This window comes from Pseudomonas sp. Irchel 3E13 (assembly GCF_900187455.1).
Classification (GTDB): domain Bacteria; phylum Pseudomonadota; class Gammaproteobacteria; order Pseudomonadales; family Pseudomonadaceae; genus Aquipseudomonas.
Genome location: NZ_FYDX01000009.1, coordinates 269,877 through 294,569 on the forward strand (window position 1 = coordinate 269,877; position 24,693 = coordinate 294,569).

A 24,693-nucleotide genomic window follows, 5' to 3' on the forward strand; every position below is an offset into this window, starting at 1 on the left:
CACAAGCGAATTATTGTTGTTGAGCGGACTGAGGCGAAATGTATTCAGCCTTGACTTTCCGGTCAATGATTTTCTGACCTGTAGGTCAAGAAAATCCATTCGGCCGCTCTCCCAATGCGCTAATCCCTGTGTTTCAGTTAAGCAGGCTTTCTGTAGCTGAATTCCTAAATAGACGAGTGAAACGACTGATGCGGGCTGTTGAAGCGTCAGCTAGCCTTGTGGGGATCCTTTCGCGAAGGGTGAAGCGCGCACGGCGGGAGGCCGTTCCAGAGGGGGAGAGCGTGTTGTAGGAAAAGCCTCGCGGGGATGACGGCTCCAGCATGCTGGCAGTGGGCATTTGCGTTACACTTCCGCGTTTTTAGCCGTTCAACGATTTTGAAGGAAAACCATGACGTTCAAGGCGCCGGACAGCCTCTCCGAGCAAATTGCCCACTACCTGGCCGAACGGATCATCCGGGGTGAACTCAAGCCTGCAGAACGCATCCAGGAACAGAAGGTCACCCAGGCACTGAATGTCAGCCGTGGCTCGGTGCGCGAAGCCCTGTTGATTCTCGAACGCCGTCATCTGGTGACCATCCTGCCGCGCCGTGGCGCCCACGTGACCGTTCTCAACGAACTCAACGTGCGCAGCCTCTGCACCCTGATGAGCGAGCTGTACATCCTGCTCGGCAATGCCGTCGCCACGCGGCGCACCAGCGATGCCGAGCTGGCGCCGTTCCTGGCCATTCAGCAGCGCCTGCAAGAGGCTTGCGCGCGCCAGGACATCAAGGCCTTCGTCGAAGAGAGCTTCGCGGTGATGCGCGCCGCCTATCCGTTTGCCAACAATCCCTACCTGCAGGAAACCGTCGAGAACCTGCAGCCGGCCATGAGTCGCACCTATTACCTGGCCCTGGACCAGCGCAAGGCGGAAATGAACGACTTCCTGGTGCTGTTCACCGAATTGCTTCAGGCGGTGGTCGCCGGTGACCTGGCGCGAATCCGCCAGGTGCTCACCGAGTACTGCGGACGCAGTTGTGAACTGGTGCTGTCGGCCCTGGTGACTGACTGACCATGCGCCTGAAGTGCATTCGCCTGGCGGGGTTCAAGTCGTTCGTCGACCCGACCACCGTCAATTTTCCCAGCAACATGGCCGCGGTAGTCGGCCCTAACGGCTGCGGCAAGTCCAACATCATCGATGCGGTGCGCTGGGTCATGGGCGAAAGCTCGGCGAAGAACCTGCGCGGCGAATCGATGACCGACGTCATCTTCAACGGCTCCACCAGCCGCAAGCCGGTCAGCCAGGCCAGCATCGAACTGGTCTTCGACAACAGCGACAACACCCTGGTGGGCGAATACGCCGCCTACGCCGAGATCTCGATCCGGCGCAAGGTCACCCGCGACGCGCAGAACACTTACTACCTCAACGGCACCAAGTGCCGGCGCCGTGACATCACCGATATCTTCCTCGGCACCGGCCTGGGCCCGCGCAGCTACTCGATCATCGAGCAGGGCATGATCTCCAAGCTCATCGAGGCGAAGCCGGAAGAACTGCGCAACTTCATCGAGGAAGCCGCGGGCATCTCCAAGTACAAGGAGCGCCGCCGCGAAACCGAGAACCGCATCCGCCGCACCCACGAAAACCTCGAGCGCCTGACCGACTTGCGCGAAGAGCTGGAGCGCCAGCTCGAACGCCTGCACCGGCAGGCCCAGGCGGCGGAGAAATACAAGGAATACAAGGCCGAAGAACGCCAGCTCAAGGCGCAACTGTCGGCCCTGCGCTGGCGCGCGCTGGACACCCAGGTCAGCCAGCGCGAAAGCGTTATCGGCGACCAGGAAGTGTCCTTCGAGGCGCTGGTGGCCGAGCAGCGCAACGCCGATGCGAGTATCGAGCGGTTGCGCGATGGTCATCACGAACTGTCCGAGCGTTTCAATCTGGTCCAGGGCCGCTTCTATTCGGTCGGCGGCGACATCGCCCGGGTCGAGCAAAGTATCCAGCACGGCCAGCAGCGCCTGCGCCAATTGCAGGACGACCTCAAGGAAGCCGAGCGCTCGCGCCAGGAAACCGAATCGCACCTGGGGCACGACCGCACCTTGCTGGCGACCCTTGGCGAAGAACTGGAGATGCTCGACCCGGAACAGGAAATGACCCTGGCCGCGGCCGAGGAAGCCTCCGCGACACTTGAAGAAGCCGAAACCACCATGCACGGCTGGCAGGAACAATGGGACAGCTTCAACGCCCGTTCCGCCGAGCCGCGCCGCCAGGCCGAGGTGCAGCAGTCGCGCATCCAGCAACTGGAACACAGCCTCGAACGCCTGGCCGAGCGCCAGCGCAAGCTGGGCGAAGAACGCGATCAGCTCAGCGCCGACCCGGAAGACGCGGCGATCCTCGAGCTGGCCGAGCAAGTTGCCAGCAGCGAACTGCTGCTGGAAGACCTGCAACTGGAAGAACAACAGTCTGCCGAGCGCCTCGATCACCTGCGCGAACGCCTGCAACAGGCCACCCAGGCCCAGCAGCAGGCGCAGGGCGAGTTGCAGCGTCTTGGTGGTCGTCTGGCATCGCTGGAAGCCTTGCAACAGGCTGCGCTGGAACCTGGCAGCGGCGCCGCCCAGTGGCTGCGCGAGCATGGCCTGGAGCAGCGCCCGCGATTGGCCGAAGGCCTGCGCGTCGAGCCGGGCTGGGAGCTGGCGGTGGAAACCGTGTTGGGCGCCGACCTGCAAGCGGTGCTGGTGGATTCGTTCAGCGATCTGGGCTTCGACGGTTTCGACCAGGGCGAACTGCGCCTGCTGGACGCCAGCCTTGGCGCCGCGCAGGTGCCGGGCAGTCTGCTGGACAAGGTCGAAAGCGCGGTGGATCTGTCGCCGTGGCTGGGCCGGGTCAAGCCGGTGGAGAGTCTCGATCGGGCGCTGGCGCTGCGCGGACAACTGGCCGAGGGCGAGAGTCTGGTCAGTCGCGACGGTTATTGGGTCGGCCGCCACTTCCTGCGGGTCAGCCGTGCCAGTGATGCTCAGGGCGGCGTGCTCGCCCGCGGCCAGGAGCTGGAGCGTCTTGGCCTGGAACAGGAAGAACAGCAAGCCCGGCTGGCGCAACTGGACGAAGAACTGAACGACCAGCGCGACCAGCAGCGCCAGCTTGAAGACGGCCGTGAACAACTGCGCCGCCGTGCCCAGGACGAAGCCCGCCAGCAAGGTGAGCTGAAGGCGCGCCTGTCCGCTGGCAAGGCCCGCGCCGAGCAACTGGGCCTGCGTCGTCGGCGTCTTGAAGACGAACTGGCGGAATCTGCGGAGCAGCGTGGGATCGAGCAGGAACAACTGGGCGAGTCCCGTTTAGTGCTGCAGGAAGCGCTGGAACTGATGGCTCAGGATACCGAGCAGCGGGAAATGCTCCTGGCCCAGCGCGATGGCTTGCGCGAACACCTCGACCGGGTGCGCCAGGAAGCGCGTCAACACAAGGATCACGCCCACCAGCTCGCGGTGCGCCTCGGCTCGCTGCGGGCCCAGCACGATTCCACCCGCCAGGCCCTGGAGCGCCTGGAGCTGCAATCCGAGCGCCTGAGCGAAAAGCGCGAACAGTTGAGCCTGAACCTGGAAGAGGGCGAGGCGCCGCTGGAAGAGCTGCGCCTCAAGCTCGAAGAACTGCTGGAAAAGCGCATGAGCGTCGACGAAGAAATGCGTCTGGCGCGTCTGCACATGGAGGATGCCGACCGCGAGTTGCGTGACGCCGAGAAGCGCCGCAGCCAGGCCGAGCAACAATCCCAGTTGCTGCGCGGCCAGCTCGAGCAGCACCGCATGGAATGGCAAGGCCTGAGCGTGCGGCGCAAGACCCTGCACGAGCAACTGCATGCCGACGGCTACGACCTGGACGGCGTGCTGGCGACCCTGACCGAGGAGGCCAACGAACAGGAGGCCGAGGCCGAACTGGAGCGCCTTGACGGGCGCATCCAGCGTTTGGGCGCAATCAACCTCGCGGCAATCGAGGAATACCAGCAACAGTCCGAGCGCAAGCGCTACCTCGATGCCCAGGACGCCGATCTGGTCGAAGCCCTGGACACGCTGGAAAACGTCATTCGCAAGATCGACAAGGAAACGCGTAATCGTTTCAAAGATACCTTCGATCAGATAAATGCCGGTTTGCAGGCACTTTTTCCAAAAGTTTTCGGTGGCGGCAGTGCGTATCTGGAACTGACGGGCGAAGATTTACTCGATACAGGGGTAACGATCATGGCGCGCCCGCCAGGAAAGAAGAACAGCACTATTCATTTGCTCTCCGGCGGTGAAAAAGCGCTGACCGCCCTGGCGTTGGTATTTGCCATCTTCAAATTGAACCCGGCACCGTTCTGCATGCTCGATGAAGTCGATGCACCGCTCGACGATGCCAACGTCGGCCGTTATGCGCGGCTGGTAAAAGAGATGAGTCAGACCGTGCAGTTCATCTATATCACCCATAACAAGATCGCCATGGAAATGGCCGATCAACTGATGGGGGTAACCATGCACGAGCCAGGCTGCTCGCGGCTGGTGGCGGTGGATGTGGAGGAGGCGATGGCCATGGTCGACGCCTGATACGAGATATGAAGCACGAACCCGGGCTAAATGAACCTGTCCGTTGCGACAGACGGTGTAAAGTTATCTTTGGTCGTGCTAGCTTAATGTCAATTTTTCGTACGTGGGTAAAACGTCAGTCAGAACATAGAGTTGGCGCCACGTTTTAAAGGGTTTTAACCCTTTTATTTTTCAGCATTTTTCACAGAGGCACGGGATTACATGGAAATCGGTCTGCGCGAATGGCTGATCGTCATCGGCATCATAGTCATTGCCGGTATTCTCTTTGACGGCTGGCGCCGCATGCGCGGCGGCAAGGGCAAGTTGAAGTTCCGTCTGGACCGCAGTTTGTCCAATATCCCGGATGAAGAAACCAGCGCCGAAGTATTGGGGCCACCCCGCGTACTCGACACGCACAAGGAGCCGCAACTCGACGAGGATGATCTGCCGTCGATGAGCGCGCCTGCACGCGAGCCAAAGGCCGGCAAGGCCAACAAACGCGGCAAACGTGGCACCGAGCCACAGCAGGGCGACCTGAACCTGAGCGCCGATTCGCGCGAGCCTGATCTGTTCGGTGACATCGACGACGACTTCCCTGCGGAAAACACCAAGACCACCGGCTACGGTTCCGCCAGCGAAGGCAAGGAACTGCCGCAAGTCGAGGAAGTGTTGGTAATCAGTGTGATCTCCCGCGACGAAGGCGGCTTCAAAGGCCCGGCCCTGTTGCAGAACATCCTCGAAAGCGGCCTGCGCTTCGGCGAAATGGACATCTTCCACCGTCACGAAAGCATGGCGGGCAATGGCGAAGTCCTGTTCTCCATGGCCAACGCGGTCAAGCCGGGCGTCTTCGACCTGGACGACATTGACCACTTCAGCACCCGCGCCGTCAGCTTCTTCCTCGGCCTGCCGGGCCCACGGCATCCTAAGCAGGCGTTCGACGTGATGGTCGCCGCCGCGCGCAAACTGGCCCACGAGCTGAACGGCGAATTGAAAGATGATCAGCGCAGCGTCATGACCGCCCAGACCATCGAGCACTACCGTCAGCGCATCGTCGAGTTCGAGCGCCGCGCCCTGACCCAGAAACGTTAAGAACAATGGCGGGCATGCCCCGCCAGCCTCACCGAAACATGCAAGAGCAGCCCCGGCTGCTCTTTTGCTTTGCACGAGAATCCCGCCATGAATGCCGAAACCCGAATCCTCGAACTGCGTGCCGAACTCGACCAGCACAACTACCGCTACTACGTGCTCGATGAGCCCAGCGTGCCGGATGCCGAGTACGACCGCCTGTTCCGCGAACTGCAGGCGCTGGAAGCCGAGCACCCGGAACTGGTCAGCGAGGATTCGCCGACCCAGCGTGTAGGCGGCGCGGCGCTGTCCGCCTTCAGCCAGGTGCGTCATGAAGTGCCGATGCTCAGCCTGGGCAACGCCTTCGAGGAAACCGACCTGCGTGAATTCGACCGCCGCGTGGTCGAAGGCCTGGACCTGCCGGCTGGCGACCTGTTCGGTGGCGGTGCGCCCGTCGACTACAGCTGCGAGCCCAAACTCGATGGTCTGGCCGTGAGCCTGCTGTACCGCAACGGTCAACTGGTGCAAGGCGCCACCCGCGGCGACGGTACCACCGGCGAGGACATCAGCGTCAACGTGCGCACCATCCGTAATATCCCGCTCAAGCTGCACGGCACCGGCTGGCCCGAAGTGCTGGAAGTGCGCGGCGAAGTGTTCATGAGCAAGGCCGGCTTCGACAAACTCAACGCCGCCCAGGCCGAGATCGGCGGCAAGACCTTCGCCAACCCGCGCAACGCCGCTGCCGGCAGCCTGCGCCAACTGGATTCGAAGATCACCGCCAGCCGCCCGCTGGAATTCTGCTGCTATGGTCTGGGCCAGGTGTCCGAGGCGATCGCCGACACCCATATCGGCATCCTCGAAAAGCTCAAGACCTGGGGCATGCCCATCAGCCGCGAGTTGCGACACGCCGCCGGAATCGAGGAGTGCCTGGCCTACTACCACGACATCGGCGCGCGACGTAACGATCTGCCCTACGAGATCGACGGCGTGGTGTTCAAGGTCAACAGCCTGGCCTCCCAGCGCGAGTTGGGCTTCCGCGCCCGTGAGCCGCGCTGGGCCATCGCCCACAAATTCCCGGCCATGGAAGAACTCACCGAAGTGCTCGATGTGGAATTCCAGGTCGGCCGGACCGGTGCCGTCACGCCGGTGGCGCGGCTCAAGCCGGTCAAGGTGGCTGGCGTCACCGTGGCCAATGCCACGCTGCACAATATGGACGAAGTGGAGCGCCTGGGCGTGATGATCGGCGACACGGTGATCATCCGCCGCGCTGGCGACGTCATTCCGCAGGTCATGCAAGTGGTCACCGAGCGGCGTGACCCGGCCAGCGTCCGTCCGGTGCAGATTCCCACCGAGTGCCCGGTGTGCGGCTCGCAGGTTGAACGCACGCAACTGGTCAAGCGCAGCAAGGGCAAGGAGACCGTCAGCGAAGGCGCGGTGTACCGTTGCGTCGGCCGCCTGGCCTGCGCGGCGCAACTCAAGCAGGCGATCATTCACTACGTCTCGCGCCGCGCCATGGACATCGAAGGCCTGGGCGAGAAGAGCGTCGAGCAACTGGTGGACGAGGGCCTGATCGCCTCGCCGGCTGATCTGTATCGCCTGACCTATGAACAGGTGGTCGAGCTGGAAGGCTTCGCCGAAGTCTCCAGCAACAAACTGCTGGCCGCCATCGAAGACAGCAAGCGTCCGGGTCTGGCGCGCTTCATCTATGCGCTGGGCATCCCTGATGTGGGCGAGGAAACCGCCAAGGTCCTGGCTCGCTCGCTGGGCTCGTTACAGCGCGTGATGAAGGCGTTGCCGCAGGTGCTGACCTACCTGCCGGACATCGGTCTCGAAGTTGCCTACGAGATTCACAACTTCTTCGAGGACGAGCACAACCGCAACGTCATCCAGCAACTGCTGGACTGCGGCATGCAGCTTCAGGACGAAGGCGAACTGAGCGCCGAGTTCGCCGCCAGCACGACCCTGGCCGGAATGATCGCCAAGCTGGATATTTCCTCGGTCGGTCCCACCGGCGCGGAAAAGCTGGTGGCCAAGCTGGGCAGTCTGGAAAAAATCATCGAAGCCGACGGCATCGACCTGCGCCAGGCCCTGGCGGCCAAGCAGGCCGAAGCCGTGCGGGAATTCTTCCTGATTGAAGCCAACCGCGAACTGGCACGTGCCATTGAAGCCCAGTTGCTGGAGTTCGGCATGCACTGGGCAAGCGAGAAGAAAGTTGCCGAAGGCTTGCCCCTGGCCGGCCAGACCTGGGTGCTGACCGGTACGCTGGAGCGCATGAGCCGTGATATCGCCAAAGACAAACTGGAAAGCCTCGGTGCGAAAGTTGCCGGTTCCGTGTCGGGCAAGACCCACTGCGTCGTCGCTGGCCCCGGTGCCGGCTCCAAGCTGGCCAAGGCCAGTGAATTGGGGGTGAAGGTGATGGACGAGGACGCATTCGTGGCCTTTTTGGCGGAGCAGGGCATCAGCGTCTGATCGGTCAGCGGGACAAGTCATTGAGAAATGATGGTTTTTTCTCGCGCTGGAGGTTGTAACTCCCTCTCAGACCGGTACAATGGCGCGGCTCGCCACTTGGCGAGTCGCGTAGTGGTGGCCCCATCGGTCCCCCCGCAACGATTACCCGTGAACCTGGTCAGAGCCGGAAGGCAGCAGCCACAGCGGGAACATTGTGTGCCGGGGTGTGGCTGGTGGGGCCGCCTCCATTTCCGGGGTCTGAAAGTCTCTCTGACCCTGTCGGCAACACCCTTCACCTGCGGATCAGCCTGCATCGCTTGTTCTGTCATTGCCTCTTTTCTGAGGTTTCTTCTCTCAATAAAAGTCAGTAAGCGTCCGGTGTTGAATCGGGATGTGTCCTACATTCGTGCCTGTCTTGACGCTGCCTTGGGTGAAAAGCGCGTCTGATCGGAATGGGGGAACTCTCTTTTTTTGCGGTCATGCGCTTGGCGGCTGACCTGCATCGCGAGCAGATAGGGGCCTTTGGGGCGCTGCTTGAGGAGGGCGCCTATGGCAGAAAACGGCCCAGATTGTGTGAAAACATCAGCGATTGTCTAACCTCCTGATTATCGTGATCGTGGCAGGGACAATCATGAAGCGATTCATTGAGGGTGAGGTTCGGACGCAGTTCACATTGCTGCCGAAGTGTCTGGACGATTACGTAGCTGAAGAAAACCCAGTTCGGGTAGCAGACTTCGGCGCAATCCATCCAGGCAGAACTCCGTATTCGTATAGCCCCTGGGAAATGGAAGACGATAAAGGCGCATTGGCATTGACCTGGGCGGCCGAAGAGAGTCGAGGCCTATCCGGGCATCACAAACGCTTGCGGGCAGAAATTCCGAAGGGCGCAGCCATTGGCCAAGAAACCAGTGTCCCGTCCCTACAGGAATCAAACATGCGGAAAATTCTAACCGTCATGGCAATGCTGGCGCTTGCCGGCTGCTCTACCCATACCGGCCAGACTGGTCAGATGATCGTCGACTCCGCCAAGGACGGCGACGTTCTTGGTGTCGGAATCATGAGCGTTGCCCTGCCTTTCATGGTTGTCATGGATGTCGTCACCTTGGGCGACACCTCGAGCGACACCTCGGATGACGAAGATCCCCAATAACGCCTCCGTCACCAGCAGCACCGAGACGGTAATGTTCATGACCAAGACGGCTATCGATATGATCGACGGAGGATGTCCTGGCGGCACCCCTCAACAGCGTATCGATGAACGCAAGCAATACCTGGACGCCTACAGCGCCGCCGAAGATGCATGCAACGCCGTGCAGTCCGGCGACCGAAAATGCGCGCCTCAGAAGCATTTCTAAATGCCTTTTTTACGATTCTTTGCCGGGTTGGCGGGCACAACACTGGGAAGGCAGAAATGAAAGGAAGGACGCTGAAGGGACTGGCCGCAGGCGTTGTCCTGATGTTGGCGGGGTGTGCTGCATAGCCTGTACTGACCTGCGGGTTAGGCAGCATTGCCTGTTCCGTCGTCTTCTCTTTTCTGAATTCCTTTGTCCCGATAAAAGCGATGAATCCGTAATGGAGTCTGGCCTGTGGCTGTGCCGGATGGCTTTGGCGGTGCATGCTGCCCTGAGTGGGTAAGGGTGCAGGCATTATCCTTTGGACCTTTTTGCGGTGACTGATAGCGCTATCGGAAAGATCCTGCTTAGCGCTCGGAATCCGCCTGCTTACCATCAAGCTGTCCTCTTGCAAGCATCTGTCCTTGGCCTTGGGAGCTATTTCCCGGGAGGTTTTGGACAAAGCAGAAGGACGCAGATTCATGGTGCTCGGCTACCTCATTCGCATTGGCGACAAGACCACCTGTGGTGGTCAGGTGCTAACCGGCGACAGCGAATTCATCATCGAGGGTTTGCCTTCGGCCCGTCAGGGTGACTCGGTGACGTGCGGCGTGACCGGGAAGACCTATCAGATCCACGGCGGCATTCCGTCATTTATCAACGAAGGCGTACTGGTCGCGGGAAGCCTGGACAGCTTCAGTGGCTGCCCGTGTTACGCCGGGTTGATTCCCTCGGACTTCGGCTTCTCTTACGAGTCCACCAACAGCGTCATGGCGCCGAGGCACAATCAGCCCTCGACCACGGCTTCAAGCAGCCCGGCCAATCCAGCCTGGGGCAACAATCCTTCGCTCAGCACCAGCAGGCTGTGATTGCTTCGGCAGGGGCCAATAAGTCGCGCTCGATAACGTCTGGCAAACCACTGACGCCTGAACTGATCGCCGTCGCCGGTAGCCAGCACGACAATGGCTCGGTGGTGCGGACATCGTCGAAATCACAACGACTCAGGAATTCATTGACTATCTGAACCATGGAAAGGAGAGGCGGCAGTCGCCGATCGAGCAACTGTCGATTTTCAGCCATGGCGTACCCCAGCAAATTGCCTTTGGCTACCAACTCCCGGGGCACTTCCAGATGTCGCTGGATGTGCTGGATTACCACGACATCTCGCCGGAAGCCTTCTCCGAAACGGCCCGGCTCGACAGCTATGCCTGTCGCACGGGCATGGGCAATCTCTCGGACTATCCAATCGAAGACGGTGTTCAGTTATTCCCGCAGACCAATGAAAGCCTGGCCCAGTTGCTGGCTAATCATCTGCGGATCAAGGTGGGCGCCTTCATTCGGCGGTCGGACTACAAAAATACTTGGGGGTCGTTCAGCGAGCGTCGGATGGGGAGTGTTTGTAAAGTCACCAACGACGTCGCACCTCAACAAGAGTGGTGTGATCGCTGGAATACATTGGATGCCGAGCGCGCTAAAAATGACCAAAATCTGGATTTCACCTATCAGGCAGTGGGTGCAATCAATCCTGTTGTTTCAGGCGATACGCCACTGGGCGCACCGGATGGGTACTTTGAATTTCTTCCCAAATAAAACCTTGCGGATCGCAATCATGGTTTTCTCTCTGTTTCTGCTGGTTGCGATCGACTATGGTATAAGAGTTTTGACCAGCGTATATAAAAAAGATTTGGGCAACGGCGTGGTAATTTACGGTGATGACTATGTGAGAAGTGGTCTTTGGGTATTTGACTGTAAATATTCTCGCGCAATCAGTCGAGAGCGCTTGCCCGCACCATTAGCGGAGCTGAGTGTTCTGGAAACGCTAACGTTTGGGCAAATGTATTATTTCAATGGTCGTGATGTCGCCTCTGCCAAGGAAGCGATCACGGCTATAACTGCAGTGCCGGAGTGGCACAAAGACCTGCAGTATATTTATTCTGGCGTTGGCGCAACAAGCGGCGATATTGTAAGTCACAAATTTTTTGTGTTGGCGGATCACGCTGGTGTGAAATGGGCTGTAGAAGTCTCCGAGTCACTTCGTTTGAGTGGAAGCGCCCGATTCGTTTTAACAGGAAGGCCCTACAATCCAGAAACCTATGTTGATCACACCAAGGCAATTGAAGCGGCCGTGAAGAGCTGTCCTGCTCCGCAGCAAGGTTTGTGATCCTTTGCTCTCCGTCGCGGCGCGATTCTTTAATGACCTGGGGGCATATTTTGAGTTTTTCCCAAAATAAAGGCTTGTGGATTGCAGTCATGGTTTTCACCCCATTTTTGTTGCTTGGGGTCGACTATGGAATAAGGGTGTTGACCAGTGTATATAAAACTGACTTAGGCAGCAGCGTAGTGATTTACGGTGATGAATACGTGAAAAGTGGTCTTTGGGTATTTGACTGCAAATATTCCCGTGTCATAAGTCGCGAGCGCTTGCCCGTACCATTAGCAGAGTTGAGTGCGCTAGACGATGTGGCTATCGGGGAGATGAACTATTTGAGTCGTCGCGATGCTGGCTCTGTCAAGGAAGCAATCCGCGCTATTATTGAAAAGCCTGAGTGGTATAGAAATCTTCAATATGCTTACTCTGGGGTCGGTGAAAGTCATAAGTTCTTTCTTTTGACTGATCATGCGGGCTTCAAATGGGCTTTAGAAGTTGACCAGATCCTCCGTTTGAGTAGAGCTTATCGCTTCGTTGTAACGGCAAGGCCCCACAACCCAGAAACCTACGTTGATTACACCAAGGCATTCGAAGCAGCCGTGAAGAGTTGTCCTGCCCCACAGTAAATTTCTGATCCACTGCCATTCGGTGGCGACTGCCAGCGGATTGGCCGCCCGGGAACATGGAATCCGGCGTACCCAAAGGTGCCCACACGCACAGCCACCATGACAGGCTTGTGGACTCCGGCCTTACTTGTCCAGGTCAGCAAGAATGGCGTCGTACAGAGCCTTCCCTTTTTCCTTGTAGCTGGGATCCTCGTAGCGCTTTTGCATCAGCGTCACCATTTTTTCCATCGCTGGCTTCTGTTCCGCGCTGGGTTGCTGGCCGGCCATGATGCGTTGCCGGGCGTCCATGATCTGGGTGAATTCGGTATCGGTGAAGTTTTCCTCGCTGTAGAGCGCAAGGATGTCCTGGCGCCCTTGCTCCAGGCTGTGGTGCTTCTTGATGGTTTCGCGGACTTTGCTCTCCGGAATGTTCTCGCGAAGCGCTGCAAAGCTTTTCACGGACTTTTCGGTCTGTTCGTCATAGGTCTTTTGAAAATCAAATCGCGATTCGACCAATTTTTCCCGATCACTTTTGCAACCCGCAAGCGCGGCGGCGAGGGTCAGTGCCACGCCCAACTTGTACAGCGACTTCATCGATTACTGCTCCCTATCGATCGACTGAATGTGTGGGGCGGGATTCTACCTGTATGGGGCGGGTATTGAGGCGGGAAGACCGCGGAGTTGAACTCCGCGGTCTTCATTCACATTGGCGGGCTCTCTGGCGGAGCCGTCAGCGCAACCGTGAGAAGTGCCCTGGACATTCGCATTTCCACCAGTGCGTCATTGAGCATTCCTTCGTGGTGCTGGTTGTGCAGGGCAAGTAGCGCCGCAGCGGCGAAGATTGCATTTTCGAGATGCTCCGCGGCTGTGCGGATGGCTTTCTTTTCAGGGGAAATCAGGGGTGGATCGGGGACGAGTTTTTTCATGGCGAATCTCCATATTTGATGAAGTCACCACGGGTCGCTGCTAAACGAGGGGGTGGCGACTGTACGCGGGTTAGCAGACCGGAAATATGGAAACCGGCGCACCCGGAGGTGCCCACGCGCACAGCCGCCATGACAGGCTTGCTGTTACGTCCATATTTCGGACTGCTAATCCGATCGTCGATTTGCGACGACCGGCGAAGACTAGGCAGCGTTTCCAGGGAGCGCAACAAGCTGGCAGGGGGCGGGAGTATGCTTGGGAAGTTGCCTACAAGAAAGCCGGATATCGGTGAAGTTTTTAGGCAAGTGCAACAGGATGTTGGCCTGTTTTGCCAATCAGGACTTCATCGCTGGCAAGCCAACTCTCACAGGGTTCTATGCAGCCCTCAAGAGCGCTTTAGCAACGACACCTTCATCAACCGCTGAAACGTTGGACACGCCAAATGATCGTCCGCCGGGCACGCCGCCGCGTGCCGCAACCCCTTGCTCATCGCCTGCAAGCGCTTGACCTGCGCATCGATCTCGTCCGCCTTGGCCGCCAGCTTCTCGCGATCCACCTGCAGATTGACCAGCATCGCTCCCACTTCATCCAGGGAAAATCCCGCCGCTTGTCCTAGCGCGATCAAGGCCAGCCGATCTCCTACGTCCGCCGCGAACTGCCGGCGCTGTCCCGGTTTGGCCAGCGATTCGAGCAAACCCTTCTTCTGGTAGTAACGCAGCGTCGAGGCCGGTACTCCGGTGCGTTTGGCGACGTCGGCAATGTCCATCGGCATGTCCTTGACTTGAAGTTGACTTCAACTTCTAAGCTGCGCGGCATGTTTCGTCAACGTGCCGAGGAGTTTTGCATGTCCATCCTTCTTTCCACTCTACTGATCGGTATCGGCGCCACGCTGGTCATGGACCTGTGGGCCCTATTGCTCAAGCGCCTGGGTATCACCACCCTCAATTTCGCCATGGTCGGGCGCTGGGCGGGGCATCTGTTTCGCGGTCGTTTTCACCATGCAGCAATTGCCCGGGCCGAACCTGTGGCAAACGAATTGATGTGGGGCTGGATCATCCATTACGCAGTGGGTGTGCTGTTCGCCGCGCTGTTGGTGGCGGTGATGGGGCAGGGCTGGCTGCGGGCGCCGACGCTGCTGCCCGCGCTGTTGTTCGGCATTGTTTCGGTGATTGCGCCGTTTTGTGTCATGCAGCCGGCGATGGGCGCGGGGTTCTTTGCCTCGCGGACGCCGACGCCGGGGAAAAACCGTCTGCGTAGCCTGATGACCCACGGTGTTTTCGGTCTGGGGCTGTATCTGGCGGCGTTGTTGCTGACGTGCAGCCCTTGATGCCGCGATTTCCGGGCCCGAGACGGAATGGCAGGATGCAATTTTGCCCCCGCTCCGCTAGCATTAGCGATCTTCCCGCTCGTTCAGGCTGCGATGGTTTTTCATGAGTTATCAGGTTCTTGCACGTAAATGGCGTCCGCGCTCGTTCCGCGAAATGGTCGGCCAGACCCATGTGCTGAAGGCCCTGATCAATGCGCTGGACAATCAGCGCCTGCACCACGCCTACCTGTTCACCGGTACCCGCGGTGTCGGCAAGACCACCATCGCGCGGATCATCGCCAAATGTGTCAACTGTGAAACCGGCATTACTTCGACCCCCTGCGGCACCTGCTCGGTGTGCAGGGAGATCGACGAGGGCCGGTTCGTCGACCTGATCGAGATCGACGCCGCGAGCCGGACCAAGGTCGAGGACACTCGCGAACTGCTGGACAACGTGCAGTACGCGCCGAGCCGCGGGCGCTTCAAGGTCTACCTGATCGACGAAGTGCACATGCTTTCCAGCCACTCTTTCAATGCCTTGCTCAAGACGCTTGAAGAGCCGCCGCCCTACGTCAAGTTCATCCTGGCTACCACGGACCCGCAGAAGCTTCCTGCGACCATCCTGTCGCGTTGCCTGCAGTTTTCCCTGAAGAACATGACCCCCGAGCGTGTGGTCGAGCACCTGAGCCATGTGCTGGGTGTCGAGAACGTGCCGTTCGAGGACGATGCGCTCTGGCTGCTGGGCCGCGCCGCCGATGGCTCGATGCGCGACGCGATGAGCCTCACCGACCAGGCCATCGCCTTTGGCGAAGGCAAGGTGCTGGCTGCCGACGTGCGGGCGATGCTTGGCACGCTGGATCACGGTCAGGTCTACGGTGTACTCCAAGCGTTGCTGGAAGGCGATGCCCGTGCCTTGCTCGAAGCGGTACGGCACCTTGCCGAGCAGGGGCCGGACTGGAACGGCGTGTTGTCGGAAATGCTCAATGTGCTGCACCGCGTGGCCATCGCCCAGGCGCTGCCCGAGGCGGTGGACAACGGCCAGGGCGATCGCGAGCGGGTGCTGGACCTGGCCCAGGCGCTGCCGGCCGAGGATGTGCAGTTCTACTACCAGATGGGCCTGATCGGTCGCCGCGACTTGCCGTTGGCGCCGGACCCGCGTGGTGGTTTCGAGATGGTGTTGCTGCGCATGCTGGCGTTCCGCCCGGCGGACAGCGGCGATGCTCCGGGCACGACGCTAAAGCCAGTGGGAATCAGCCAGGCCACAACTGATTCCCCAGCGCCGGTGGCTCCGGTTGCGATTGCCGCACCAGCCCCCGAGCCTGTTGCAGCTCCAGCTCCAGCTCCAGCTCCAGCTCCAGCTCCAGCTCCAGCTCCAGCCGTCGAGCCGGAGCCTGCACCTGAGTCGGTTGCCGAGGTTCAGCCCGAGCCCGAGCCGGTGGCGGAGAAAATCGATCTTCCGTGGGACGAGCCGAGCCCGGTACCGGCAGTTGAAGCCGCTTCGGAACCCAAGCCCGAGCCTGAAGCACAGCCCGAGCCGACCCCTGTTCCCGAGCCCGAACCCGCACCGGTCGCTACGCCAGCACCAGCGGCCGAGCGGCACGACGAGCCGCCGCCGGACGACCACAGCTACAGCCCAGCCGGCATGGATCGCGATGACGAGCCGCCGCTGGATGATGATTACTATGGCGGCGAGGTCGATCCGGCGAGCTACAGCTACCTGGACGAACTCGCCAGCGAACATGCTGCTGAGCCGGCTGCCGAGCCGGAGCCCGAACCGGCGGCACAGCCAGCGACCGGCCTGGCCCTGCAATGGCTGGAGATGTTCCCGAGCCTGCCGATCTCCGGCATGACCGGTAATATCGCCGCCAACTGCACGCTGATGGCCGTGGATGGCGATCACTGGCTGCTGCACCTCGATCCGGGCCACAGCGCGCTGTTCAACGCGACCCAGCAGCGCCGCCTGAACGATGCGCTGAACCAGCACCTGGGCCGCAACCTGACGCTGACCATCGAGCTGATCCGCCCCGAGCAGGAGACGCCGGCCCAGGCCGCATCCCGCAAGCGCGCCGATCGCCAGCGCGAGGCCGAGGAATCGATCGAGAACGATCCGTTCATCCAGCAGATGATCCAGAAGTTCGGTGCCACCGTGCGCCACGATACTATTGAACCTGTCGATGCCCTGGCCAGCCAGGGCGAATAACCGGATACCCAGCGCCGCGCCTGGTGCGCGGTGTGCCAAGTAACTTGATACCGAGGTGATTCCCATGATGAAAGGTGGCATGGCCGGCCTGATGAAGCAGGCACAGCAGATGCAGGAAAAAATGGCCAAGATGCAGGAAGAACTGGCCAACGCCGAAGTGACCGGTCAATCCGGCGCCGGTCTGGTCAGCGTGGTCATGACCGGTCGTCATGACGTCAAGCGCATCAGCCTGGACGACAGCCTGATGCAGGAAGACAAGGAAGTGCTGGAAGACCTGATCGCCGCCGCCGTCAACGACGCCGTGCGCAAGGTCGAGCAGAACAGCCAGGAAAAAATGGGTGGCATGACTGCGGGCATGCAGTTGCCGCCAGGCTTCAAGATGCCGTTCTAAGACGCATCTGTTTCACCCGGTGGGAGCACGGCTGCAAGGCCGTCGCTCCCATCGTCGTTTCTCCCCATTCGATGAGTTGCCAGGCCTTTTACCATGAGCTTCAGTCCCCTGATTCGCCAGTTGATCGATGCCTTGCGCACCTTGCCGGGCGTGGGTCAGAAAACCGCCCAGCGCATGGCCTTGCAGTTGCTCGAACGTGACCGCAGCGGCGGTGTTCGTCTGGCCCAGGCCCTGAGCCAGGCCATGGAAGGGGTCGGCCACTGCCGGCAATGCCGCACCCTCACCGAGCAGGAGCTTTGCCCGCAATGTGCCGATCCACGGCGCGACGACACGCTGTTGTGCGTGGTGGAAGGGCCGATGGATGTGTATGCGGTGGAGCAGACCGGTTACCGCGGTCGCTACTTCGTGCTCAAGGGGCATTTGTCGCCGCTGGACGGGCTTGGGCCGGAGGCGATCGGGATTCCGCAGTTGATGGCGCGGATCGCGGAGCAGGGCACCTTCACCGAAGTGATCCTGGCGACCAACCCCACCGTTGAAGGCGAGGCGACCGCGCATTACATCGCGCAGTTGCTGGCGGACAAGGGCCTGGTGGGCTCGCGGATCGCCCATGGCGTGCCGCTGGGTGGCGAGTTGGAACTGGTGGATGGCGGGACGCTGGCGCATTCGTTTGCGGGGCGCAAACCGATGTCGCTCTGAGTCTGACGCGGGCCCCGTAGGCGCGGATTTATCCGCGAACGGCGGCGAAGCGGTCGCAGAGTCTGAGCCCAGAGTTTGTCTGGCACACCCGGGGCTCAGGTTTTATGGCCGCTGCGCGCCCAATCGCGGATGAATCCGCTCCTACCGGGCGGCGGCCTGCGTTATCGGGGGATCAATATTCGCTCAGCGAAAACTCGGTCAGGCAGAAGGTCGAAATCCCGGCGTCCTGCAGTTTCTGCGAACCGCCCAGCTCTGGCAGGTCGATGATCGCCGCCGCTTCAAATACCGCCGCGCCCATGCGCCGGACCAGGTTCGCGGCGGCCAGCAGGGTGCCGCCGGTGGCGATCAGGTCGTCGAAGATCAGCACCGCGTCGCCTTCGCACAGGCTGTCGGCATGCACTTCCAGGAAGGCTTCGCCGTACTCGGTCTGGTAGCCCTCGGAAATCACGTCGGCCGGCAGCTTGCCCTGTTTGCGGAACAGGATCAGCGGCTTGTTCAACTGGTGGGCGATGATCGAGCCGATCAGGAAACCGCGGGCATCCATGGCGCCGATATGGCTGAACTCGGCCTCGACGTAGCGCTCGATGAACTGGTCGGCGACATGGCGCAAGCCCCGTGGCGACTGGAACAGCGGGGTGATGTCACGGAAGATCACGCCGGGTTTGGGAAAGTCCGTAACCGGGCGGATCAGGGATTTGAGGTCAAAGCTTTCGCTGGGCATGGAGCGGGTATCCTGAAAGGCAAAACGCCCGCCAGTATACCCGTTTGCCGAGGATTTCAGGCTTCCAGTGCGCCACCAGCCAGCGCGCAGAGCTGGATCGGGTCGAGAATCCGCACTTCCTTGCCTTCGGCTTCGATCAGGCCGTTCTGCTGGAAGCGGGTAAACACGCGGGACACGGTTTCCACTGCCAGGCCCAGGTAATTGCCGATTTCGTTGCGCGACATGCTCAGGCGGAACTGGTTGGCCGAGTAGCCACGGGCGCGGAACCGCGCGGAGAGGTTGACCAGGAAGGTGGCGATCCGCTCGTCGGCGGTCTTTTTCGACAACAGCAGCATCATTTGCTGATCGTCGCGGATTTCCCGGCTCATCACCCGCATCAGTTGCCGGCGCAGTTGCGGCAATTGCACCGACAGTTCGTCCAGCCGCTCGAAGGGGATTTCGCATACCGACGTGGTCTCTTGCGCCTGGGCCGAGACCGGGTAGGTTTCGGTGTCCATGCCCGACAAACCCACCAGTTCGCTTGGCAGGTGGAAGCCGGTGATCTGTTCTTCGCCGCCGTCGCTCAGGCTGAAGGTTTTCAGGGCGCCGGAGCGCACCGCGTAAACCGAACCGAAGTTGTCACCCTGCCGGAACAGAAACTCGCCTTTTTTCAGCGGGCGCCCACGTTTGACGATTTCATCCAGCGAATCCATGTCTTCCATGTTCAGTGACAGAGGCAGACACAGAGGCGCCAGGCTGCAATCCTTGCAATGGGCCTGGTTGTGAGGGCGCAGTTTAACAGGCTCAGACATTTCATCATTCCTTGTGGGAAAGCACACATAGAACACAAGGGTAACTCAGCCGGGACGGTTGAGGCCAGCGTGCTCTGTTTTGGTGCGCTCCCCGCTCAAGTTCGCGGGTTTCAAGCCGATAACAATTGCATCACGTCTCTCAGGCAGAACCAGCATGTTGACCGTCGATCTTCAGGCCACTCGCCAGGCCTCTGTTTCCGGGCATTCCGAGCCCGTTCAGGCGAAGCGCGGAGAAGAGGGCGAGGGCGCCGCGACACCGAGTGAAGGGGTGAAGGTCAGCCTTTCTCTCAAGGGGCTGGAGGTGTCCGGCCAGCGTCAAGATGACGCGGATATCGACGAAAGCGGCTTGCCGGAGTCGGTTCGCCAATTGTTGAAGATGATCCGCAAGCTGCAGCGGGAATTGGCTGAAGCCCAGCGTCAGTTGCAGTCTCTGATGCGGGATCGTTCCCTTGATCCGGTGGAAATGCAGAAAAAGACGGCGGCCTTGGAAGCCCGGGTCAGTGCATTGTCTGCCTCGTTGAACACCGTCAACTTTGGCCTGGTCCGGGCCATGGGGCAGTTGGCGCTGACGCCGGACCAGGTCGGCAAGGCAATCAAGTTGCTAAATGCCTGAGCCGCGCCCGCGACTCAGATCACCCGCGAAAAACGCTGGCGGTTGTTCAGGTCCAGGTAGGCGTCGAACACCATGCACACCGAGCGCACCAGCAGGCGACCGGCCGGCAGCACGCTGATGCCGTCGTTGCGCAGCTCGATCAGGCCGTCCTTGGCCATGCCTTCCAGTGCCGGCCACAAATCCTTGAAGTAGCCCCGGAAATCGATGGTGAAGGCCTGTTCGATGCGCTCGAAATCCAGTTCGAAATGGCAGATCAGGTCCTGGATCACGGCCCGGCGCACGCGGTCGTCCTGGGTGCAGATCAGTCCGCGGCTGGTGCCCAGTTGCGCGGCGTCCAGGGCGTTCTGGTATTCGTTGAGGTCACTGCTGTTCTGGCAGTAGAGGTCGCCGATCTGGCTGATGGCCGACACGCCGAGGCCGATCAGGTCGCAATGACCATGGGTGGTGTAGCCCTGGAAGTTGCGCTGCAGGGTCGACTCTTCCTGGGCGATGGCCAGTTCGTCGTCGGGCAGGGCGAAGTGGTCCATGCCGATGTAGCGATAGCCGGCGCGGGTCAGTTGCTCGATGGTGTTGTGCAGCATCTCCAGCTTCGCCGCCGGTGCCGGCAGGTCGCTGCTGTCGATGCGCCGTTGCGGCATGAAGCGCTCGGGCAGGTGCGCGTAGTTGAATACCGAGAGCCGGTCCGGCTGCAGCTTGATCACTTCTTCGACGGTGCGGGCGAAGCCTTCCGGGGTCTGCTTGGGCAGGCCGTAGATCAGGTCGAGGTTGATCGAGCGGAATTGCAGGGTGCGCGCCGCTTCGATGATGGTGCGGGTCTGTTCCAGGCTTTGCAGGCGGTTGATCGCCCGTTGGACGACCGGGTCGAGGTCTTGCACACCGAGGCTGACGCGGTTGAAGCCCAGTTCGCGCAGCAGGCCCATGGTCGACCAATCTGCCTCGCGGGGGTCGATTTCGATGCCGTAGTCCCCCGAGTCATCGTCCAGCAGGTTGAAGTGCTTGCGCAGTTGCGCCATCAACTGGCGCAGTTCGACATGGCTGAGGAAGGTCGGCGTGCCACCGCCCAGGTGCAGTTGCTCGACGGTCTGGCCGGGGTCGAGGTGGCAGGCGATCAGCTGGATTTCCTGTTCCAGCCGCTGCAGGTAAGGCTGTGCGCGGGCGCGGTCCTTGGTGATGACCTTGTTGCAGGCGCAGTAGTAGCAAATGTTGGCGCAGAACGGCACATGGACGTAGAGAGACAGCGGACGCGCCGTTCGGCGGCTGTCACGCAGGGCGTGCAGGAGGTCGAAGGAGCCGATTTCGCTGTGCAGTTGCACTGCGGTCGGATAGGAGGTGTAGCGCGGGCCGGCCAGATCGTAACGGCGAATCAGGTCAGAGTCCCATTGGAGGGCGTCGTGCATGGTGGCAGTCCCAGGAATTGCGGCAGTGTCCGGAGTCTAGGGAGCCACACGTACATCAGTGTTGATTTGTATCAAATCCGCTTCAGTGACCCATCAGCCAGTGCTGGTGCGGGCCGGGCAGGGTCCACAGGCCAAACAGGATCACCAGCAGGCCCCCGGCCACCCGCACGCCACGGCGACGCAACAGGGCGTTGCTGCGCTCGGCGGCGAGGCCGGTGGCCAGCAATATCGGCCAGGTGCCGACACCGAAGGCCAGCATCAGCAGGGCGCTGTTCACCGCGCTGCCCTGGCTCGCGGCCCAGAGCAGGGTGCTGTAAACCAGCCCGCACGGCAGCCAGCCCCACAGCGCGCCCAGCAGCAAGGCCCGCGGCACGCTGGAGACCGGCAGCAGGCGCGTCGCCACTGGCTGGATATGCCGCCACAGGCCGCGGCCGAGGCTTTCGATGCGGGTCAGGCCGCTCCACCAGCCGGCCAGGTACAGGCCCATGCTGATGAGCAGCAGCGCCGCGACCACGCGCATCGCCGTGGCCAAGGGGCTCCCGGCCAGCGCCCAGCCGGCGAGGCCCAGCAGCAGCCCGGCGCTGGCGTAGCTGAGTACGCGACCGAGGTTGTAGGCCAGCAACAGTTGCAGGCGACGGCCGCGTTGTTCCGGCGGGATGGCGAGGGTGAGGGCGCCCATCAGACCGCCGCACATCCCCAGGCAGTGGCCACCGCCCAGCAGGCCGAGGATCAGTGCCGAACTCAGCAGGGGTAGCAGGTCAGACACGGGGCTTGGGCTCTTTCGGCTCGTCGGGCTTGGGGTTCGGTTGTTCTTGCTGCGCTTGCACCGCGGCCTGGTGCTTGGGGTCCTGGTCGTCGAACAGGATGCTGTGGGCCGGGCCGTCGAGGTCTTCGTACTGGCCGCTGTCCACCGCCCAGAAGAAGATGTACAGGGCGATGCCGACGAGTACCAGGGCGGCAGGAATCATCACGTAGAGGGCGGGCATGGGATCTCCTGGTCAGGCCGTTGCGGGGTGGGTGGCGCTGGCCGGACGGTTTGACGCCGGCGCGCCGCGCAGCCGGGTCAGGCGCAGGGCATTGAGGACCACGATCAGCGAGCTGACCGACATGCCGACCGCCGCCCATATCGGTGTGATCCAGCCCAGGGCGGCGAACGGCAGCATGAGGCCATTATACAGACCGGCCCAGAGCAGGTTTTCGATGATGATCCGCCGTGTGCGCCGCGCGAGGTTGAAGGCCTGCACCAGGGTGTCCAGGCGATTGGACAGCAGCACCGCGTCGGCGCTGGTCTTGGCCAGGTCGGTGGCCGAGCCCATGGCGATGCTGATGTCGGCGGCGGCCAGGACCGGCACGTCGTTGACCCCGTCACCAAGCATCAGCACCTTGCGGCCTTCGGCCTGCAGGGCTTTCAGTTGTTGCAGCTTGTCGTCCGGGCGCAGGCCGCCGATAGCCTGGTCGATGCGCAGTTCGGCGGCGACGCTGGCAACCATCGGCGAGCTGTCGCCGGACAGCAGCAGGGTTTTCCAGCCACGGGCGCGGCAGGCGTCCAGCAGGTCGGCGGCATCGACGCGCAGCCTGTCGTCAAGAACGAACCAGGCCAGCGGGCCCTGGCTATCGCCCAGCAACAGCCATTGTCCGGGTTCGTCCGGCATGGCGGGCATTGCCGCACCGCTCAACTCGCAGACGAATGCCGGCTGGCCGATACGCAGCAGGCGCTCTTCGACTCGGCCTTCCAGACCCAGGCCGGGGCTGCTCTGAACGGCGTCCGCCACCGCCACGGTGCGGCCGAAGGCGCGGGCGATGGGGTGCTCGGAGCGGTTTTCCAGGGCGGCGGCAAGGCGCAGGCAGTGATCGGCGTCCAGCGCGCCCAGCGGACGGATCGAGCGCAGGGTCAGGCGGCCTTCGGTGAGGGTGCCGGTCTTGTCGAAGATAACCGTGTCGATCTGGTTCAGGCCTTCCAGCACATGGCCGCGGGTCAGCAACAGGCCGAGGCTGTGCAGGGTGCCGGTGGCGGCGGTGAGGGCGGTCGGGGTGGCGAGGGAGAGGGCGCAAGGGCAAGTTGCCACCAGCATCGCCAGAACAATCCAGAAAGCCCGTGACGGATCGATCTGCCACCACACCAGGCCGATGCCTGCGGCGGCGATCAGGCTGAACAGCAGGAACCATTGCGAAGCGCGGTCGGCGATTTCTGCCAGTCGCGGTTTTTCCGACTGAGCCCGCTCCAGCAGGCGCACGATCGCCGAGAGTCGGGTGTCGTGGCCGAGCGCCATAACTTCCACGGTCAGCGCGCTTTCCACGTTGAGGGTGCCAGCGGTGACGGCATCGCCGCGCTGGCGCGGATGGGGCAGGTATTCGCCGGTCAGCAGCGATTCATCGACGCTCGATTGACCTTCGACGATCCGTCCGTCCGCCGGCAGTACCGCGCCCGGCTGGACCAGGATGCGGTCGCCGATCTGCAGTTCGCGCAGCAGAATCCGCTCGCTGTTGCCGGTGTCGTCCAGGCGCAGGCACGAGGCCGGCAGCAGATTGACCAGTTGCGCGGTGGCGGCGGCGGTGCGCTCGCGGGCGCGGCGTTCCAGGTAGCGCCCGGCCAACAGGAACAGGGCAAACATCCCCACCGCGTCGAAGTACAGCTCGCCGCTGCCGGTGATCGCGGTCCAGATGCCGGCACCGTAGGCCAGGCCAATGGCCAGCGAGACCGAGACGTCCATGGTCAGGTGGCGGGTGCGCAGGTCGCGGGCGGCGCCGCGGAAGAACGGCGCGCAACTGTAGAAGACGATGGGTGTGGTCAGAAACATCGCCACCCAGCGCAGGATGATGTGCAGCTCGGGGCTGAGGTCGATGTTGAATTCCGGCCAGGTGGCCATGGTTGCCATCATCGCCTGGAACCACAGCAGCCCGGCGACGCCGAGTTGGCGCAGGGCGGTGCGGTTCTCGCTGGCCAGTTGTTCGGCGGCGCGGTCGGGCTGGTACGGATGGGCGGCGTAGCCGATGTGGCGCAATTCGGCGAGCAGTTTCGACAGCGGCAACTGGCTGTCGGCCCAGCTTACCAGCAGACGGTGGTTGGACAGGTTCAGGCGGGCTTCGGCCACGCCCGGCACGCCTCGCAGGTGTTTCTCGATCAGCCAGCCACAGGCCGCGCAACTGATGCCTTCGATCAGCAGGGTGGTTTCTGCTAATTCGCCTTCATGCCGGACGAAGGGTTGCTGGACGTCGGCGCGGTCGTACAGGGCCAGTTCGTCCACCAGTTGGCGCGGCAGGGCGTCGGGGTTGGCACTGGCTTCGCTGCGGTGCTGGTAGTAGCTCTCCAGTTTGCCGGCGACTATGGCCTCGGCCACCGCCTGGCAGCCGGGGCAGCAGAATTCCCGCGCCTCGCCGAGGACCACGGCGGTGAAGCGGCTCCCGGCCGGGACGGGCAGGGCACAGTGGTAGCAAGGCGTGGGGGTGGTCATGGCTGTCTTAGTGCAGATTTATGGTGTGGGTCGCATCGCGAGCACGCTCGCTCCTACAGAGGTAAGGCGCGAGCGTGCGTGCGATG

Annotated in this window: 23 protein-coding genes, 1 other RNA gene and 1 pseudogene; 16 read left to right on the forward strand and 9 right to left on the reverse strand. The window is 61.7% G+C overall.

Going from position 1 to position 24,693, the window contains the following annotated elements; genetic code table 11:
- Nucleotides 1-388: 388 nt before the first annotated feature.
- The 11 genes and pseudogenes from CKW37_RS17860 to CKW37_RS17900 all read left to right on the forward strand — a co-directional run bounded on the left by CKW37_RS17860 (nucleotide 389) and on the right by CKW37_RS17900 (nucleotide 12,137).
- Nucleotides 389-1,048 (forward strand): GntR family transcriptional regulator, encoded by a 660-nt coding sequence (locus CKW37_RS17860; protein WP_095157038.1) that lies wholly within the window; start codon nucleotides 389-391, stop codon nucleotides 1,046-1,048.
- A 2-nt stretch (nucleotides 1,049-1,050) separates the two neighbouring features.
- Nucleotides 1,051-4,539, forward strand: coding sequence for a chromosome segregation protein SMC (gene smc, locus CKW37_RS17865; RefSeq protein ID WP_095157039.1), 3,489 nt, complete (start codon nucleotides 1,051-1,053; stop codon nucleotides 4,537-4,539).
- Between the two features lie 201 nt (nucleotides 4,540-4,740).
- A complete protein-coding gene (zipA, locus tag CKW37_RS17870; protein ID WP_095157040.1) occupies nucleotides 4,741-5,607 on the forward strand; it encodes a cell division protein ZipA in 867 nt (288 codons plus the stop codon).
- A gap of 87 nt (nucleotides 5,608-5,694) precedes the next feature.
- Complete coding sequence (gene ligA, locus CKW37_RS17875; protein ID WP_095157041.1) at nucleotides 5,695-8,052, forward strand: NAD-dependent DNA ligase LigA; 2,358 nt, start codon at nucleotides 5,695-5,697, stop codon at nucleotides 8,050-8,052.
- Nucleotides 8,053-8,173: 121 nt separating this feature from the next.
- Nucleotides 8,174-8,270: signal recognition particle sRNA small type (gene ffs / locus CKW37_RS17880), an RNA gene on the forward strand.
- 392 nt (nucleotides 8,271-8,662) lie between these two features.
- A pseudogene (locus CKW37_RS33275) lies at nucleotides 8,663-8,764 on the forward strand (hypothetical protein); the annotation flags it as partial.
- Between the two features lie 397 nt (nucleotides 8,765-9,161).
- Complete coding sequence (locus CKW37_RS32485) at nucleotides 9,162-9,386, forward strand: hypothetical protein (RefSeq protein WP_143502025.1); 225 nt, start codon at nucleotides 9,162-9,164, stop codon at nucleotides 9,384-9,386.
- A gap of 458 nt (nucleotides 9,387-9,844) precedes the next feature.
- A complete protein-coding gene (locus CKW37_RS17890) occupies nucleotides 9,845-10,231 on the forward strand; it encodes a PAAR domain-containing protein (RefSeq protein WP_095157043.1) in 387 nt (128 codons plus the stop codon).
- Nucleotides 10,232-10,493: 262 nt separating this feature from the next.
- Nucleotides 10,494-10,952 (forward strand): hypothetical protein, encoded by a 459-nt coding sequence (locus CKW37_RS32985; RefSeq protein ID WP_177454440.1) that lies wholly within the window; start codon nucleotides 10,494-10,496, stop codon nucleotides 10,950-10,952.
- Nucleotides 10,924-11,523, forward strand: coding sequence for a hypothetical protein (locus tag CKW37_RS32490; RefSeq protein ID WP_143502027.1), 600 nt, complete (start codon nucleotides 10,924-10,926; stop codon nucleotides 11,521-11,523). The genes CKW37_RS32985 and CKW37_RS32490 overlap by 29 nt, the downstream gene beginning before the upstream one ends.
- 32 nt (nucleotides 11,524-11,555) lie before the next feature.
- Nucleotides 11,556-12,137: a hypothetical protein gene (locus CKW37_RS17900; protein ID WP_143502029.1), complete on the forward strand. Its 582-nt coding sequence runs from the start codon at nucleotides 11,556-11,558 to the stop codon at nucleotides 12,135-12,137.
- Between the two features lie 123 nt (nucleotides 12,138-12,260).
- Here CKW37_RS17900 and CKW37_RS17905 read toward each other — a convergent pair whose 3' ends face one another.
- The 3 genes from CKW37_RS17905 to CKW37_RS17915 form a co-directional block, all read right to left on the reverse strand.
- On the reverse strand, nucleotides 12,261-12,710 hold the full coding sequence (locus CKW37_RS17905; RefSeq protein ID WP_095157045.1) for a hypothetical protein: 450 nt from the start codon (nucleotides 12,708-12,710) through the stop codon (nucleotides 12,261-12,263).
- Between the two features lie 107 nt (nucleotides 12,711-12,817).
- Complete coding sequence (locus CKW37_RS17910) at nucleotides 12,818-13,042, reverse strand: hypothetical protein (protein WP_095157046.1); 225 nt, start codon at nucleotides 13,040-13,042, stop codon at nucleotides 12,818-12,820.
- Between the two features lie 383 nt (nucleotides 13,043-13,425).
- A complete protein-coding gene (locus CKW37_RS17915; protein WP_095157047.1) occupies nucleotides 13,426-13,806 on the reverse strand; it encodes a helix-turn-helix domain-containing protein in 381 nt (126 codons plus the stop codon).
- A gap of 78 nt (nucleotides 13,807-13,884) precedes the next feature.
- Between CKW37_RS17915 and CKW37_RS17920 the strand changes: the two genes are divergently transcribed.
- The 4 genes from CKW37_RS17920 to recR all read left to right on the forward strand — a co-directional run bounded on the left by CKW37_RS17920 (nucleotide 13,885) and on the right by recR (nucleotide 17,633).
- A complete protein-coding gene (locus CKW37_RS17920) occupies nucleotides 13,885-14,367 on the forward strand; it encodes a DUF2938 domain-containing protein (RefSeq protein ID WP_095157048.1) in 483 nt (160 codons plus the stop codon).
- Between the two features lie 103 nt (nucleotides 14,368-14,470).
- Nucleotides 14,471-16,546: a DNA polymerase III subunit gamma/tau gene (gene dnaX, locus CKW37_RS17925; protein ID WP_095157049.1), complete on the forward strand. Its 2,076-nt coding sequence runs from the start codon at nucleotides 14,471-14,473 to the stop codon at nucleotides 16,544-16,546.
- A 64-nt stretch (nucleotides 16,547-16,610) separates the two neighbouring features.
- Nucleotides 16,611-16,937: a YbaB/EbfC family nucleoid-associated protein gene (locus CKW37_RS17930; protein WP_028945400.1), complete on the forward strand. Its 327-nt coding sequence runs from the start codon at nucleotides 16,611-16,613 to the stop codon at nucleotides 16,935-16,937.
- A 93-nt stretch (nucleotides 16,938-17,030) separates the two neighbouring features.
- Nucleotides 17,031-17,633, forward strand: a complete 603-nt coding sequence (gene recR, locus CKW37_RS17935) for a recombination mediator RecR (RefSeq protein WP_095157050.1) — start codon at nucleotides 17,031-17,033, stop codon at nucleotides 17,631-17,633.
- A 172-nt stretch (nucleotides 17,634-17,805) separates the two neighbouring features.
- On the opposite strand, the gene CKW37_RS17940 is transcribed toward recR, so the two are convergent.
- Nucleotides 17,806-18,354, reverse strand: a complete 549-nt coding sequence (locus CKW37_RS17940) for an adenine phosphoribosyltransferase (protein WP_095157051.1) — start codon at nucleotides 18,352-18,354, stop codon at nucleotides 17,806-17,808.
- 56 nt (nucleotides 18,355-18,410) lie between these two features.
- Nucleotides 18,411-19,145, reverse strand: a complete 735-nt coding sequence (gene fnrA / locus CKW37_RS17945; RefSeq protein ID WP_095157052.1) for a Crp/Fnr family transcriptional regulator FnrA — start codon at nucleotides 19,143-19,145, stop codon at nucleotides 18,411-18,413.
- 154 nt (nucleotides 19,146-19,299) lie between these two features.
- Here fnrA and CKW37_RS17950 point away from each other — a divergent pair, with 154 nt between their 5' ends.
- Nucleotides 19,300-19,758 carry a hypothetical protein gene (locus CKW37_RS17950; RefSeq protein WP_095157053.1) on the forward strand — a complete coding sequence of 153 codons (459 nt, stop codon included), beginning with the start codon at nucleotides 19,300-19,302 and terminating at the stop codon, nucleotides 19,756-19,758.
- Between the two features lie 14 nt (nucleotides 19,759-19,772).
- On the opposite strand, the gene hemN is transcribed toward CKW37_RS17950, so the two are convergent.
- From hemN to CKW37_RS17970, 4 genes are all read right to left on the reverse strand, one after another.
- Nucleotides 19,773-21,155 carry an oxygen-independent coproporphyrinogen III oxidase gene (gene hemN / locus CKW37_RS17955; protein WP_095157054.1) on the reverse strand — a complete coding sequence of 461 codons (1,383 nt, stop codon included), beginning with the start codon at nucleotides 21,153-21,155 and terminating at the stop codon, nucleotides 19,773-19,775.
- Between the two features lie 82 nt (nucleotides 21,156-21,237).
- A complete protein-coding gene (locus CKW37_RS17960) occupies nucleotides 21,238-21,921 on the reverse strand; it encodes a sulfite exporter TauE/SafE family protein (RefSeq protein WP_095157055.1) in 684 nt (227 codons plus the stop codon).
- Nucleotides 21,914-22,141, reverse strand: a complete 228-nt coding sequence (gene ccoS, locus CKW37_RS17965) for a cbb3-type cytochrome oxidase assembly protein CcoS (RefSeq protein WP_095157056.1) — start codon at nucleotides 22,139-22,141, stop codon at nucleotides 21,914-21,916. The genes CKW37_RS17960 and ccoS overlap by 8 nt, the downstream gene beginning before the upstream one ends.
- A gap of 12 nt (nucleotides 22,142-22,153) precedes the next feature.
- The gene (locus CKW37_RS17970; protein WP_095157057.1) at nucleotides 22,154-24,607 is read right to left on the reverse strand and encodes a heavy metal translocating P-type ATPase; all 2,454 of its coding nucleotides are present in this window, start codon (nucleotides 24,605-24,607) and stop codon (nucleotides 22,154-22,156) included.
- Between the last annotated feature and the right edge of the window lie 86 nt (nucleotides 24,608-24,693).